General features: G+C 75.2%; 10 protein-coding genes and 1 tRNA gene. 7 read left to right on the forward strand and 4 right to left on the reverse strand.

Annotated features, from left to right (window positions below; genetic code table 11):
* Positions 1-124 precede the first annotated feature (124 nt).
* Together ACYX4T_RS05400 and ACYX4T_RS05405 are read right to left on the reverse strand one after the other, a co-directional pair.
* Positions 125-1087 (reverse strand): NADPH:quinone oxidoreductase family protein, encoded by a 963-nt coding sequence (locus ACYX4T_RS05400; protein ID WP_476013544.1) that lies wholly within the window; start codon positions 1085-1087, stop codon positions 125-127.
* Positions 1084-2400, reverse strand: a complete 1317-nt coding sequence (locus ACYX4T_RS05405; RefSeq protein ID WP_476013545.1) for a M20/M25/M40 family metallo-hydrolase — start codon at positions 2398-2400, stop codon at positions 1084-1086. The genes ACYX4T_RS05400 and ACYX4T_RS05405 overlap by 4 nt, the downstream gene beginning before the upstream one ends.
* Positions 2401-2464: 64 nt before the next feature.
* Here ACYX4T_RS05405 and ACYX4T_RS05410 point away from each other — a divergent pair.
* Positions 2465-2548: transfer RNA gene (locus ACYX4T_RS05410), tRNA-Leu, on the forward strand.
* A 48-nt stretch (positions 2549-2596) separates the two neighbouring features.
* Here ACYX4T_RS05410 and ACYX4T_RS05415 read toward each other — a convergent pair.
* The gene (locus ACYX4T_RS05415) at positions 2597-3985 is read right to left on the reverse strand and encodes a hypothetical protein (RefSeq protein WP_476013546.1); all 1389 of its coding nucleotides are present in this window, start codon (positions 3983-3985) and stop codon (positions 2597-2599) included.
* Positions 3982-4641, reverse strand: coding sequence for a sigma-70 family RNA polymerase sigma factor (locus tag ACYX4T_RS05420; protein WP_476013547.1), 660 nt, complete (start codon positions 4639-4641; stop codon positions 3982-3984). Before ACYX4T_RS05420 ends, ACYX4T_RS05415 begins: the two co-directional genes overlap by 4 nt.
* A gap of 708 nt (positions 4642-5349) precedes the next feature.
* Between ACYX4T_RS05420 and sbnA the strand changes: the two genes are divergently transcribed.
* The 6 genes from sbnA to ACYX4T_RS05450 are packed head-to-tail and all read left to right on the forward strand — an operon-like array spanning position 5350 to position 14056.
* Entirely contained in the window at positions 5350-6336 is a 987-nt protein-coding gene (gene sbnA / locus ACYX4T_RS05425; RefSeq protein ID WP_476013548.1) for a 2,3-diaminopropionate biosynthesis protein SbnA, read from the forward strand.
* 15 nt (positions 6337-6351) lie between these two features.
* Positions 6352-10728, forward strand: coding sequence for a Pls/PosA family non-ribosomal peptide synthetase (locus tag ACYX4T_RS05430; protein WP_476013549.1), 4377 nt, complete (start codon positions 6352-6354; stop codon positions 10726-10728).
* Positions 10725-11717, forward strand: a complete 993-nt coding sequence (locus ACYX4T_RS05435) for an alpha/beta fold hydrolase (RefSeq protein WP_476013550.1) — start codon at positions 10725-10727, stop codon at positions 11715-11717. Before ACYX4T_RS05430 ends, ACYX4T_RS05435 begins: the two co-directional genes overlap by 4 nt.
* Before the next feature lie 23 nt (positions 11718-11740).
* A complete protein-coding gene (locus tag ACYX4T_RS05440; protein ID WP_476013551.1) occupies positions 11741-12733 on the forward strand; it encodes a TauD/TfdA family dioxygenase in 993 nt (330 codons plus the stop codon).
* Between the two features lie 5 nt (positions 12734-12738).
* Complete coding sequence (locus tag ACYX4T_RS05445; protein ID WP_476013552.1) at positions 12739-13317, forward strand: hypothetical protein; 579 nt, start codon at positions 12739-12741, stop codon at positions 13315-13317.
* 43 nt (positions 13318-13360) lie between these two features.
* A complete protein-coding gene (locus ACYX4T_RS05450) occupies positions 13361-14056 on the forward strand; it encodes a VOC family protein (protein WP_476013553.1) in 696 nt (231 codons plus the stop codon).

The following is a 14056-nucleotide window of genomic DNA, read 5'->3' on the forward strand; positions in this document are numbered from 1 at the left end:
TTGTCGACACTGGCGCGCGTTGTCGACGCGGTCTCGGGCACAGGTCCTCCCGATCGCGCCCGATGCTGAGCGGTCGGAGGGGCGCGCGGCGACCCGGCAGCGGCGCGACGCCGGCCGCGGTGGTCTACGGCGCGAGCAGCACCACGCGGCCGGTGGTCCGGCGGGCCGCGAGCTCGGTCAGGGCGGCGGGCAGGTCGTCGAACGCGTACTCGGCGCCCACGAGCGGGTCGATCGCCCGGCGATCCCACAGCGCCTCGATCTCCCGCTGCCAGGCGACGACGAGGTCCGGGGACCGCTGCTGGTAGTGGGCCCAGTGCACGCCCACCACGGCGTAGTTCTTCACCAGCGCGTGGTTGGTGGGCGCGTCGGCGGGTCGTCCGCCGGCGAAGCCGATGACGAGCAGGCGCCCCTCCCACGCCACCGCGCGGCGGACGCCGTCGAAGGTGTCGCCGCCCACGGGGTCGTAGACGACGTCGGCGCCGCGGCCGGCGGTGAGCTCGCGCACCGCGGTCACGAGGTCGTCGGGGTCGACCAGCACCTCGTCGGCGCCGAGGGACCGCGCCACGGCGGCCTTGTCCTCGTCACCGACCACCGCGATCACCCGCGCGTCGGCGGCCTTGCCGAGCTGGACGGCGGCCGCGCCCACCCCGCCCGCGGCGGCGAGGACGAGCAGCGTCTCCCCCGCGCGCAGCGTCGTGCGGTGGTGCAGCGCGCACCAGCCCGTCTGGTACGCGACGAAGAACCCGGCCGCCTGGGCCGCGCTCATCCCCTCGGGCCAGGGCCACGTCGTGCGCAGCACCGCCTCCTCGGCGAACCCGCCGTGCGGCATCACCACGGGACCGAGCACGCGGCGGCCGTCGTCGGTCACCCCGGCCACCTCGAGCCCGGGCGTGAACGGCGGCGGCACCCGGTCCTGGTAGTCGCCGGAGACGTACAGGATGTCGGCGAAGTTCAGGGCGGCCGCGGCGACCCGCACGCGCGTCTGCTCCTCCCCCGGCTCGGGGCGCGGGACGTCGGCGACCTCGAGCACCTCGGCGAACGGGCCGAGCCGCGGCACCCGCCAGGCGCGCATCAGGAGCTCCGTCACGCCCGCAGCAGGACGCGCTCGAGCACCCGGGTGCCGAACTGCAGGGCGTCGACCGGCACCCGCTCGTCGATACCGTGGAAGAGCGCGGTGAAGTCGAGGTCCGGGGGCAGGCGCAGCGGGGCGAACCCGAAGCAGCGCATCCCCAGCTTCACGAACGCCTTCGCGTCGGTGCCGCCCGACATCATGTAGGGCAGCGTGTGGGCCTGGGGGTCCTCCTCCTGCACCGCGCGGGTGATGACGTCGACGAGCTCGCCGTCGAAGGGGGTCTCGACGGCCTCGAGGTTGCGGATCCACTCGCGCTCGACGTCGGGCCCGAGCAGCTCGTCGAGCTCGCGCTCGAAGGCCTCCTGGCGGCCGGGCAGCACGCGGCAGTCGACGGTCGCCTCGGCCACCGACGGGATGACGTTGGCCTTGTAGCCGGCCTGCAGCATCGTCGGGTTCGCGGTGTCGCGGGTGGTCGCGCCGACCACCCGGGCGACCCCGCCGAGCTTCGCGACCGCCGAGTCGAGCGCGGCGGCGGAGTCGGTGGGAAACTCGATGCCGGTCAGCGCCGTGACCTCGTCGAAGAAGCCCTGCACGGATTCGGTGAGGACCAGCGGGAAGCGGTGACGACCCAGGCGCGCGATGGCCTCGGCGAGGATCGTCACGGCGTTCTCGTCGTGGACCATCGAGCCGTGGCCGGGGCGCGAGCGCACCCGCAGCTTCATCCAGGCGATCGACTTCTCGGCGGTCATCACCGGGTAGACGCGGACGTCCTCGCCGAGGGTCAGCGAGAAGCCGCCGACCTCGCCGAGCGCCTCGGTGCAGCCCGCGAACAGGTCGGGGCGGTGCTCGGCGAGCCAGTGCGAGCCGTAGGCGCCGCCCGCCTCCTCGTCGGCGAGGAACGCGAAGACCAGGTCCCGCGGGGGCACCGTGCCCTCGGCTTTGAACTGGCGCGCGAGCGCCAGGATCATGGCGTCCATGTCCTTCATGTCCACCGCGCCGCGGCCCCAGACGTAACCGTCCTGCACGGATCCCGACAGCGGGTGGACCGACCACTCGCTCTCGTCGAAGGGCACGACGTCGAGGTGCCCGTGCACGAGCAGCGCCGGCCGGTCCGGGTCCGCGCCCTTCAGGCGGGCGAACACGTTGTGGCGTCCGGGAGCCCCGGACTCGACCACCTCGGTCTCGTACCCGACCTCCCGCAGCTTCGCGTCCACGTAGGCGGCGGCCTCGGCCTCGCCCGTCGTCGTCGCGAGCTCGCCGGTGTTCTGGCTGTCGATCTGGATGAGCTCGCTGGTCAGCGTCACGACCTCGTCCTCGGCACGACCCATGCGCCGCATCCTGCCACCCACCGTGATCGGGCGGCGCGGCGTCGTCTACGCTGGTTCCACGCAAGTCCGAGTGGCGGAATGGCAGACGCGCTAGCTTGAGGTGCTAGTGCCCTAGTAGGGCGTGGGGGTTCAAGTCCCCCCTCGGACACACTTCCCTCTTCTCTCCCCCCGGGGTCTCTCCTGCTGGACGACGTCGTCAGTCGTCGTCCTCCTCCTCGTCGTCCTCGTCGTCCTCGTCGTCGTGGTCCTCGTGGTGTTCGTGGTCCTGGTCGTCCGCTCCGGCGCTCCGGTCCTGAGCGTCGGGCTCGTCGCTCTCCGCGGCGCGATCCCGGCGCGGGGTCTGCCGTTCGCCGAGCGGTGACGCGGCTCTCGTCGACAACCGCGTCGACGGGGGCGGGGTGGAGTCGCCGGCCAGGGCCTCCCGCGGGGGAACCGTCCGGTCCGGCGCCTCGGTCCCGTGTCTCCCCCGGCGCTCGCCGGGCTCCTCCGTGCGCGGCGGCGTCCCCGCGTCCCGGTCCGTCCCCGACCCCGAGTCGTCCTCCCGGCTCGGTTCTCGGCTCGGTTCTCGGCTCGGTTCTCGGCTCGGCTCCCGGCTCGGTTCCCGGCTCGGCTCGGGGTCGTCCGTGTCTCCCGGGACGTTGGGCGGCCGGGCCGAGGGCGTGTGGTCCGGCGCGTGGGTGGGGGTCCGCGACGGGGTTCGTGTCGGGCGATCAGGGGATGATCCCGTCGCGGGAGCGGCGGCCCGAGCGCTCTCCGACGATCGTTCCGAGGTCCGCGAGGGCTCCGAGGGCTCCGAGGTCCGCGAGGGCTCCGAGGTCCGCGAGGGCTCCGAGGTCCCCGAGGTCCCCGAGGTCCGCGAGGCCCCCGATGTCCGCGGCTCGTCCCCCGAGCCTGTCGTGCTCCGGCGCGAGGGGCCGGGTCGCGACTGCACCTCGTCGTGCAGTGCCCGCCAGCGGGCGCGGACCGCGGCCGACTCGCGGTCGCGGTCCGTCGGCGGCACCGTTGCGAGCCGCTGGTCGGCCCGGGTCAGCGCCTCGCCGGCCCGGGCGAGGTCACCACGCCGCACTGCGGCCGCGGCCTGGTCGAGGTCCGTCGACGCGAGCTGGACGGCGTCCTCGCTCGCCGGTGACGGCGGGCGCGCGCCGGGAGCCGACCACACGAGCACCACGACCAGGCCGGCCAGGGCCGCGGCGGTGAGGGCGCGGCGAGGGCCGACCCGGCGCGGACGACCCGTGGCACGAGCCTGCGCGACCAGCTCCGCCGCGCGGTCGACGTCGACCGACCAGGTCCGCGGGCAGCGGGACACGCTCCGTCGCCACGCCAGGAGCGCCGCGACGAGCTCCCGCTCCACCTCGTCGTCGGTGTGGTCGACGAGCGGCTCGGTCGTTGCGCGCCTCCCGGCGGCGAGGGCATCGAGGAAGGCGTCGTCGTCGAGGCAGGCGTCGGCGTCGAGACAGGCGTCGTCGTCGGGACAGGCGTCCTCGACGGGAGCACCCCGCCACGGGTGGTGGTCGCACGGCCCCGGCCCGTCGTCCGCGGGGTCGCGGCCGGCGGACGCTTCGCCACCGGGGACGTCGTCGCTCACCCGGCACCACCGGCGCGTGCCCTCCGCCGGTCGCGGTCGACCGGAGCGGCGGATCGTGGGGACCGCCGACCCGCGGTGATGTCGCCCTCCAGGACCTGGCGCAGCCGGCAGAGCGCCCGGTGCTGCGCGATGCGCACCGCACCGGCCGTGATGCCGGTGGCGTGAGCGACCTCGTCGACCGAGAGCCCGACGACGGTCCGCAGGACCAGGACGTCGCGCTGCCGGTCGGGTAGGTGCCCGAGCAGGCGGCCCAAGCGGTGGTGGGTCCAGGCGTCGATGGCCTGCTGCTCGGGGCCGGAGGCGACCTCGGCGATGTCGAGCAGCTCGGGCACGTCCGAGGTGGCGGCGCTGCGGTCCCGACCGAGCGAGCGGAAGGTGTTCGAGACCTTGTGGGCCGCGATGCCGTAGACGAAGGCGAGGAAGGGCCCGTCGGCGCGGCGCCACCGCGGGAGCGCCGTGATGACGGAGAGCAACACGTCCTGGGTCAGGTCCTCCGTCGAGGCGGTCGGCCGCTCCCGGCCGCCGAACCGCGCGCGGCAATAGCGTTCGACGATCGGGGTCAGGACACCGAGCAATTCTTCGAGCGCTGCTCGGTCGTCCCGCGACGCCCTTTCTGCCTGTTCGTCGAGCTCGTCGATCAACACGGTCTCCCCCACCCTCGGCGCAACGGTGCACCGACGTCCCCGCGTGCCGACCTCGCACTCCGCGACGGCCGGAACGGAAGGCGGTGGCCCCCCGCTTCAGTGGTCGCCCGCACGTCGGGGAGCCCCGACTGTGCACCCGTGCCCGGGAGACGACAAGGAATCGTTATCGCTCCGAAGCCCACGGCCCCGGGGTGGTTCGGTCGCGCCGCGGGGTCGAGCCCCGGACGGCGGCTCCCGTCGGTCGGGAGTGGGAGGGACGGCCGTCGCGCCACGGGCGTGGGCCGGGAACCGCTCGACACACGAGACGACGTCGTTGTGTCCAACGGGGTGACTCACCCGTCGGGCAATCGTCACTGACGGCGACGGTCCGTTGTCCGGTTTGCTCCCACAAAGACGGCCACTCGGTGTTTTGCTGCGCTGAACGAGTGAACAAGACTCGTAGATTCCACCTCTGAGTAACGAACGTCGGGTCAGCGGTGAACTGGAACACACAGGCCGGCACGACGAAGTGCAGGGGGACGCCATGGGTGGGGCGGGCGGAGGACCGACACGACGCGGGGCGCGCCGGTCGATCGGGACGCGGCTCGGGGCCGGTTCCGACGAGGGCGCCGCTCGGCGTGCTGGGGCACGGGGCAACGACATTCGGGGCGACGGTGGGACGCGAAGAGCCGACCATTCTGCGTCGTCGACCGGGCACACAGCGCAACGGGGGGAACCGTCGTGACCATCATCTCCGATCCCCTCGAGTACAACGAGGACGAACTGTTCGTCAACCTGCGCGCGATGACCGGTCACGCGCTCTACCTCAAGTGCGAGGGATTCAACTTCGCGGGCTCCATCAAATTGAAGGCGGCCCTCGGGATGGTCGAGGCGGCCGAGCGCGACGGGCTGCTCAACCAGTGGTCGATCCTCGTCGAGTCGTCGTCGGGGAACCTCGGGGTGGCCCTGGCCATGGTCGCGGCGAGCAAGGGCTATCGGTTCCTCTGCGTGACCGATTCACGCTGCAACGAGACCACCCGCCGGCTCATCCGGACGCTCGGCAGCGACGTCCACACCGTGACCGAGCCGAACCCGGTGACCGGCCTCCTCGGCGCCCGCCTCGATCACATCCAGCGGCTCTGCTCCTCGAGCCCGCGCTACGTCTGGCTCGACCAGTACGCCAACCCGGCCAACTGGGGGGCCCATCACCGCACGACGGCACCCGCGATCGCCCGCGAGTTCCCCGAGCTCGACGTGCTGTTCGTCGGCGCGGGCACCACCGGAACGCTGATGGGCTGTGCGCGCTGGTTCCGCTGGTGGAACCCGGACGTGCGCATCGTCGCCGTCGACGCCGTGGGCTCGGTGAGCTTCGGCGGCCCGGCCTCGCGGCGCCTGATCCCGGGTCTCGGCATGAGCGTGCCACCGCCCCAGCTCGACGCGTCGCTGGTCGACGACGTCGTGCGCGTCGAGGAGGAGGACACCGTCCGCGCCTGCCACCGACTGGCCGCGCGCGGCTTCCTCTTCGGCGGCTCGACGGGAACGGTGGTCAGCGGCGCCTCGGCGTGGCTCGACCGCTACGGCGCGCCCGATCTCACCGCGGTCGCGATCGCCCCGGACATGGGCGAGCGGTACCTCGACACCGTCTACTCACGCTCCTGGGTGCTCGAGCACTACGGCGACTCGGTGCTCGGGCGGGAGGCCGCCGCCGTCGACGCCCGATCGGCCTGACCGATGACGTCCCGGGTGCCGATCCTGACGTGGGGGTCCGACACACCGCGCCCGCTGCTCCGCATCGCGGGGCCGCCGGCGCCCGACCCGTCCCACGCCGACCACGTCCTCATCGACGGGCGTGAGGCCCAGGGCCCCCGCGCCCGTGCCGGGGAGCGCCTCGACGACCTGGTGACGACGCGCTGCGCGTCGTTGCGGGACGCCGACCGGCTCGACACGGTCGCGCTGGAGATCCCCGACCGCACCCTGTCCTACGGGGGGCTCGACGCCGACGCGAACCGCCTCGCGCGCTACCTGCGGCTCCACGGGGTCCGCGGGGGCGACCGCGTGGCGTTGCGCCTCGACAGCCCCGACGCGGCCCACCTCGCGCTGCTCGCCGTCGCGCGCCTGGGCGCCGCGACGGTCACGATCGCCCCGGGCCTGTCCCCCGACGACATCACGGTGCTGCTCGCCGACGTCGGCGCCACGACCGTGCTCACCACCGACCGGGACACCCCGGACCTGACCGCGCCGGCGGTGGCCGCGGGCGCGGACGTCGTCGCCCTCGACCGGGCCGCCGCCCTGGTCGCCGAGCAGGACGGGCGCGCGCTGCTCGACGTCGAGTGCGGTCCCCGCCGGGACGCGCTCGCCTACGTCGTCCACACCACCGACGGCGGCGCGATGCGGGCCACGGCCGTCGACCACACCGCCGCCGTCGCGCTCGTGCGGGTTCTCGGGGACGTGCTCGGTGTCCGGCCCGGCGACAGGGTGCACCGCGGCGCGGCACCCGGTTCCGACCTCGCGGTGATCGAGACCTGGCTCCCCTGGACGCGCGGGGCCACGGTCGTCGTGCCGCCGGACGGGGTCGAGCGGGCGCCCGCCGCCCTCGGCCGCCACCTGCGCGCCCGGCGGATCTCGGTGCTGTGCGCCGGGCCCGACCTGCTCGCCGGGATCGACGAGGACCTGCCCGATCTGCGCCTCCTCGTCGTCCCGGGCCCGTCGTACCCGCAGGACCTCCTCGGTCGCTGGCACCGCCCCGGCCGCCGCCTCGTCGGGGTGTACGGCCCGCCCGAGGCGACGGTCGCGGCGCTGTGGACCGAGCTCCGCCCCCACCGCACCGCCACCCTCGGCGTCCCGCTGCCCATCGCGCGCGTCGTCGTCCTCGACCCGGGCCGGCCCGCGCGCACGCTGCCGCCGGGCGCGGTGGGCGAGATCGGCCTCGCGGGGACCGGGGTGGCACGCGGCTACGTCGGGCGCGCCGAGCTCGACCGCGAGACCTTCGTCCCCGACCCCCTCGGCATCCCGGGCAACCCCTCGGGTCGCGTGGTGCGGACCGGCGACCTCGGCCGCGTCACCGAGGGCGGCGAGGTCGAGTTCCTGGGGCGGCTCGTCGACGCCGCCGGTCGCGGCGCCCGGCCGACAACGGTGATCGCTCCCCGGCCGGCCACGGTCACCGCCCCGGCGGTGCCGCTCCCGCCGCTCCCCCCGGCCCCACCGCTCCCACCCACCCCGCGCCCCCGCGCCCGGGTCACGACCTCCGCTCCCGAGGCGGACACCGCCCCCACCGTCGCCCTCTCGACCGCCGCCCTGTCCACCGCCGCCCTGTCGCCCCCACCCGCCGCGCCTCCCGAGACGCCACCCGAGACGCCTCCCGGGACGCAGCCCGGGCCGCCGGCCGATCGCACGCAGGCGCTGCTCGCCGAGATCCTCGCCGGGGCGCTCGAGCGCGACGAGGTCCCGGTCGACGCGCACGTCTTCGACGACCTCGGCGCGGACTCGATGCTCATGGCCCGCTTCTGCACCCGGGTCCGCAAGCACCCCGACCTGCCCTCGATCGCGATGCAGGACGTCTACGCCCACCCCACCGTCGCGCAGCTCGCGAGCGCCCTCGCGCCCCCGACCGCTCCCCCGGCGGCTCCTCCCCCCACGACGCCCGACCGCACCCAGGCCCTGCTCGCCGAGGTGCTGGCCGGGGCGCTGGAGCGCGACGAGGTGCCGGTCGACGCGCACGTCTTCGACGACCTGGGCGCGGACTCGATGCTCATGGCCCGCTTCTGCACCCGGGTCCGCAAGCACCCCGACCTGCCCTCGATCGCGATGCAGGACGTCTACGCCCACCCCACCGTCGCCGAGCTGGCCCGAGCCCTGACCCCGACGATCCCGGCGCCCGCGCCCGCGCCCGCGCCCACCGCACCCGCGCCCGAGGCGGAGCCGGACCCCGCGCCGGAGCCGGACCCCGAGCCGGTGGCCACCCCCCGCGCCGGTCAGCTCGCCTACGTGCTCTGCGGTGCGGGACAGCTGCTCTTCGTCCTCGGCTACACGTACGTCGCCGCGACGATCGTCACCTGGGCGTTCGAGTGGCTGGCCCTCGCGCCCGACGAGCTGCACCTCTACCTGCGCGCGGTGGCCGTCGGCTCCTTCGCCTTCGCCGTGCTCTCGGTGCTCCCGATCGCGCTCAAGTGGCTCCTCGTGGGGCGCTGGCGGGCCCGGGAGTTCCCGATCTGGGGCGCGACGTACCTGCGGCTGTGGATCGTCAGGGTCCTCGTGCAGACCAGCCCTCTCGTGCTGTTCGTCGGCACGCCGATCTACCCGTTCTACCTCCGGGCGCTCGGCGCGCGGATCGGCAAGGGCACCGTGCTGCTGTCCGGGCCCGTGCCGGTCTGCGCCGACCTCCTGACCGTCGGCCCGGGGGCGCTCGTCCGCAACGACGTGATCTTCTCCGGCTACCGGGCCCACGACGGCGTGATCCAGACCGGGCCGGTGACGATCGGGCGCGACGCCGTGATCGGCGAGAACGTCGTGCTCGACATCGACACCGCCATCGGTGACGGCGCGACCCTCGGGCACAGCTCGTCGCTGCACCGCGGGCAGGCGGTGCCCGCCGGGGCCACCTGGCACGGCTCCCCCGCCCGCGAGGCCCCGACGACCTACCCGACGGTGCCGCCGATGCGGTGCGGGGCGCTGCGCAAGGTCGCGTACTCGCTGGTCTCGCTCACCGTCCTGCTCGCCGTGGTCCTGCCGATCGCGGCCGGCGGCGCGGCCCTGCTGCTGCTGGAGGTCCCGCAGCTGCGCGCGCTCATCGAGCCCGGGCCCGGGGCCCTGACCAGCCGACTGTTCTGGATCGAGACCCTGCTCGTCTCGGTGATCGTGGTCTTCGGGCTGCTGCTGCTCGGCCTGCTGATCGTCGCCACGCTGCCGCGGCTGTTCGCCCTGGGTGTCCGTCCCGACCGCGTCTACGCCCTCTACGGCCTGCACTACTGGTGCCACCGGTGGGTCTCCGGCCTGACCAACGTCACCGCGTTCACCTACCTGTTCGGTGACAGCTCCGCGATCGCCCGCTACCTGGGCCGACTCGGGTACCGGATGCGGCCGCTGGTCCAGACCGGTTCGAACTTCGGCATGATGGTCAAGCAGGAGAACCCGTACCTCACCCACGTCGGCAGCGGGACGGTCGTCGCCGACGGCCTGTCGGTGATGAACGCCGACTACTCCGCCACCTCGTTCCGGGTGTCCCCGACGGCGATCGGGGCCCACAACTTCCTCGGGAACAAGATCCACTACCCCGCGCAGGGGCGGACGGGCGACGACTGCCTGCTCGCGACGAAGGCCATGATCCCGGTCGACGGCCCGGTACGGGAGGGCGTGGGGCTGCTCGGCTCACCGAGCTTCGAGATCCCCCGCACCGTCCGCCGCGACAGCGCCCTCGACCAGTCCGGTGACGAGCTCGCCCGCGGTCTGCGGCGCAAGAACCGGCACAACGCCACGACGATGGCGCTGTACCTGCTCGTGCGCTGGTGGCTCTTCCTCGCCATGGCGGCCTTCGTCGCGTGCGTCGCCTCGGTCCCGGTGCGGCTCGGGGCGGTCGAGATGCTCGTGGCGCAGCTCTTGATCTTCGTCTTCGGAACGCTGTGGCTCGTGCTGGTCGAGCGATCCGTGGCGCCGCTGATGTGCCGGGCGCCCGAGGGCCGCTCGATCTACGACCACGCCTTCTGGCGCCACGAGCGCTTCTGGAAGGTGGCCCTGCCGGACTGGGTGGCGCTGTTCAACGGCACGCCCTACAAGAACCTGGTCTGGCGGATGCTCGGCGTGCGGATCGGCAGGCGTGTCTTCGACGACGGCGCCAACCTCACCGAGCGGACGTTCACCACCATTGGCGACGAGTGCACGTTCAACACCCAGACGGTCCTGCAGTGCCACTCGCAGGAGGACGGCGCGTTCAAGTCCGAGCTGATCACGGTGGGCTCGCGCGTCACCCTCGGCGTGGGAGCGTTCGCCCACTACGGCACCACGATCGGCGACGGCGCCGTCCTCGCCCCGGACACCTTCCTCATGAAGGGCGAGGAGGTCCCGGCGGGCGAGTCCTGGGGCGGCAACCCGGCCCGCGAGATGCCCGTCCCGGCGGGTCGGTCGTGACGCCGACCGAGCGCCGGCTCGCGGCGGTGTGGGCACCGCTGCTGGGCGTGGACGAGACCGCGATCGGGCGCGACGACCACTTCTTCGACCGGGGCGGCTCGTCGCTGCAGGCGGTGACGATGGTGCTGCGCCTGGGCAAGGAGGTCTCGCTCGCCGAGGTCACGCGCCACCCGGTCCTCGCCGACCTCGCCGCGCTGATCGACGAGCGCCCGCCCCCGTCGACCGGGCTGCTCCAGGTGCTGTCGGACCCCGGCGAGGGCGGTCGCGCCACGCTCGTCGGGCTGCCGCCCGCCGGCGGTCACGCGGTGAACTTCCGGCCGCTGGCCACGGCGCTGCGCGGCAGCGGGCTCGCGGTGCACGCCGTCGAGCTGCCCGGGCACGACCCCGACGGCAGCGACGACACCGACGGGACCCTGCTGGCCCTCGACGAGGTCGCCGACCGTATCGCCGCGGAGATCGCCGACCGGGCGCTGCCCGGCGTCGTCCTCTGGGGTCACTCCGCGGGCGCCGCGACGGCCCTGGCGGTGGCCCGGCGGCTCGAGGACCGGGGCGCGCCCGCCCACCGGGTGGTGATCGGCGCCCAGCTGCTCGGCGACGCCGACGCCCGCCGCCGCGACGCCGCCGAGCTGGTGGCCCGGAGCGACGCCGACCTGCTCGCGAGCAGCGCCGCCCCGCCGGACCTCGCTCCCGACCGGGCCGCGCGGGCGGCCGCGGCCTTCCGCCACGACTGCCTGGCCGCCCACGGCTACCTCGTCGGCGCGCTCGAGGACCCGCCGGCCGACCGCCTCGCCACGCCCGTGTCCGTGGTGCTGGCCGCCGACGACCCCGGCACCGCCGGTCGCGAGTCCCGCCACCGCGACTGGGGGCTGTTCGCCCGGCAGGTCGACCTGCACGTCCTCGACGACGGCGGCCACCACTTCCTGCGCACCCGCCCGGCGGCCGCCGCGCGCGTCGTCCGCGCCGCCGCCGACCCCGTCCCCTCGCCGTGACGACCCGCCCGGAGGAACCCGCGATGGCCCACCCCGACCTCCCCGTGCAGCGCCCGCCCGGCCGGCCCCCGCAGCTGGCCGTCGACGTCGGCGGGGACCCGGTGGGGTGGCTCGACCGTCACCGCGACGCCGTCCGCGCGGCGGTCCTGGCCCACGGCGCGGTCCTGCTGCGCGGACTCGGGCTGCGCGACGACGTCGACGCCGGCGCCGCCCTGCGCGCCCTCGCGCCCGGCGGGCTGCTGCCCGAGCGGGAGGCGTTCGCGCCGCGCCAGCCCTACCCGAGCGGCGCCCACTCGTCGACGAAGTGGCCCGCGCACCAGCGGATGTGCCTGCACCACGAGCTGAGCTACGGGCTGCAGTTCCCCGGCACGATGATGTTCGCCTGCCTCGTCGCCCCCGCCACGGGCGGCGCGACGACGATCGCCGACGCCGCCGCGGTGCTCGCGGCCCTGCCCGCCGAGCTCGTCGCGCGCTGCGAGCAGGAGGGCTGGCGCCTCGACCGCTCCTACGGCGACGACCTCGGCGCGCCCTGGAGCGAGGCCTTCGGCACCGACGACCCGCGCGCCGTCGAGCACTACTGCCGCACCCACGGCATCGAGTTCGCCTGGCGGGACGACGGCGGGCTGCGGACCCGGCAGCGACGGCCCGCCGTGGCCCGGCACCCGGTCACCGGCGTGCGGTGCTGGTTCAACCAGATCGCGTTCCTCAACGCCCACACCCTGGACGAGGAGATCCGCGCGTTCCTGCTGGAGGTGTTCGGCGAGGAGGGCCTGCCGTTCACCACCCGCTTCGGCGACGGGGAGGAGGTCGGCGCGGACGTGGTCGCGCTGATCAACGAGGCCTACGAGCAGCACACGCTCCGCGAGCCGTGGGAGGCCGGTGACCTGCTGCTCGTCGACAACGTGCGCACCGCCCACGGCCGCGAGCCCTACGTCGGGACGCGCGCGGTGCTCGTCGGCATGGCCGACCCGCGCCACGTCGCGCAGCTCGCCCCGACCGCCGCGGTCGCGTCGTGATCGGCGTGCCGAGGTCCGTGCTCGCCGGGCTGGCAGCCGCCCTGCTGGTCCTCGGCGCGGCGTGCTCGTCGACCCCGGCGCCGCCGGCGCCCTCCGCGAGCCCGGCGCCGGTCCCGGCGACGGCGGAGGCCCCGTCGGCGCCGGGCGCCGACGACGCCGCCCCCGAGGTGGAGCCCCTCGCCTTCGGGACCACGCACACCTTCCCGGACGGCAACACGGTCACCGTCGCGGCGCCGGTCGTCGGTCCGCCGCCGCCGGGGACGCCGTTCCCGCGCAGCCTCGAGGTGGCCGTCACCGTCCGCAACGGCACGCCGGCGCCCGAGGACCTGTCCCGGTTCGGGTTCGACGCGTCGGTGCCGGGCGAGCCCGAGGACCGGGAGGCCCCGGCCGTCGACGAGGGGCCCGACGGGACCCTCGCACCCGGCGAGACGCGGACCTTCCCGGTGCGCTTCGCCCTGCCCGACCCCGGGCCCACCGACGTCACGGTCGAGGTCGCCAAGGCCGACCAGACCCCGGCCGGCGAGGACCTCCCGGGCAGCGACGAGGCGCCGGGCGCGTTCGTCGACTTCGCCGGGCCGGTCTGACGCCGCTTCCCGTCGCCGGGGGCGCGGGCCACACTGGCGCGCGATGAGCGGTGTCCCGTGCTTCGCCGAGCTCGACGTCGACGACCCTGACGCGGCGGCCGGCTTCTACGCCGCGGTGCTGGGGTGGACGGGGGACCACGCGGTGCTCGCCGACCACCAGCACCGTGTCCTGCGCCACGACGGCGTCGCGGTCGCGGCGCTGGGCTCCCCCGGCGCCGCCACTCCACCGGCCTGGACGCTCTACCTCGCCGTCGACGACGTGGACGCCGCCGTCCAGGCCGCCGAGGAGCTCGGTGGGCAGGTCCTGCACGAGCCCGAGGACGACCGCACGGGCGGGCGGCTCGCGGTCGTGCTCGACGCCGGGGCGGCGGTGGTCGGGCTGTGGGAGTCCGACGACCCGGTGCCGGACCCCGCACCCGGTCGCCTGTGCTGGGCAAGGGCCGCGTCGGCGGAGCCCGGCACCACGCGCACGTTCTACCGCGAGCTGCTCGGGTGGCGCTGGGTCGAGGACGGGGCGCCGGGCCGGCTCGTCGGCCACGGGCCCGACGGGCCGCTCGCCGAGCTCGCGCTCGCGGGCGACGCGCTCCCCCACTGGCTCCCGGTGTTCGGGGTGGGCGACGTCGACGCCGCGGTGGGCGCCGCGTGGTCGGCGGGCGGCTCGGTGCTCGCTCGCGACGACTCCCGGGCCACCCTCGCCGACGCCGCGGGCGCGACGTTCGAGGTGTGCCGGCTCCGGTGA

The organism is Actinomycetospora sp. ABD4_176 (assembly GCF_056311855.1).